2 protein-coding genes are annotated in these 1,247 nt (G+C 48.0%); both read left to right on the plus strand.

From position 1 onward, the window contains the following. The coding region (locus A3751_RS23390) for a hypothetical protein (protein WP_231876830.1) at positions 1-223 on the plus strand (223 nt) is incomplete at its 5' end. 51 nt (positions 224-274) lie between these two features. After that, the coding region (locus tag A3751_RS02850; protein ID WP_156492226.1) for a DUF4158 domain-containing protein at positions 275-1,247 on the plus strand (973 nt) is incomplete at its 3' end.

Consider the following 1,247-nt stretch of genomic DNA (forward strand, 5'->3'; position numbering starts at 1 on the left):
AGAGACCCAGGCGCGTTGGATAAAGGATTGGGTGGCAGGAATTTCTGGTTTTATCGAGCAGGCTAAGGCGACAGGTGAATTCAGACAGGATTTAGACGTGCAATTAGAAGCTGAAATGCTCGCCACTTATGTGGGGTCCTGGGGATTTTCCGTCTTAAAAAGACATAATCCTCTACAGCCCCCGTGGCTCCTGGCCTCCAGCGGGGTATTAACTTCCTCCTAGCCCTTAACTTGTCCCTTTCGGTTATTATGCTGAGCTTTTTAGGCATCAGATATGGCATATACCGAAAGGCTCCAGATCCTCATTGACGCAGAAATCAATGATTTGTACAGCCCTCCCAGTTTCACCCTCGAAGAACGTCGATTTTACTTTACTCTGAATGAGATGGAAGCCCGTGTCGCCAACGCTATCCGTAGCCGGGCTCACCGCTGTTTCTTTGTCGCTCTGTTGGGTTACTTCAAGTCCAGGCCTGTGGTTCTGAGTCCGAGTTTTGGCGATGTCGAAGAGGATTTGCGGTTTATCGCCAAAGAACAGTTGCCTGGTCCCGGTATCAGGCGCTTCTCATTGGATCAAAAGCAAAAGGATCGCCTATACCAGAAAATATTTGATCTCCTCAATTATCAAAAATGGCGGGATAGACAGGATCGAGGTTCCTTAATCACTCACTTACAGCAAACAGCTAAGTCGTGGGTTGAACCCCGGTATTTGTTCGATGCAACCACCGAGTATTTATCACTGCGTCGTATTGCAATTCCCAAATACACGGTGATGCAGACCGTGGTAAGCCAGGCGATGAAACAGGAACGAGAGCGTATTACTGCTTCGCTGCAAAACCAGTTATCAGGGAGGTTGTCGACTGAGCTCGCAAACTTGGTGGACGGAAAAGGGGCATTGCCTCTGTCTAAATTGAGGTTGTCTGCCAAGAACTTTACTCCTACGGAACTGGAAAAGGAGCTCAAGGTGAAACGATTAATCGAGCCTTGGATGAGTGAAGTTAACACCGTGGTTAAAGCCTTGTCGCTCTCAATAAAAAACCAACAGCACTTTGCTTCGATGGTTGATTATTATGGAAGTAAGATCAAGCGTTTTGACCGAGCTATTCAACAGCTATATTTACTGTGCTATCTGCAGGAGCGTGCCGAGCAAAATAGTGAGCGTCTGGCCGACGGTTTTGTCTACCACATTCGGAAAGTCCATGAGCAGGCCAAAGTGTACGCGAAAGAGGCAGCCTACCGGGACTGGGAAG

This window comes from Oleiphilus sp. HI0080, assembly GCF_001635135.1.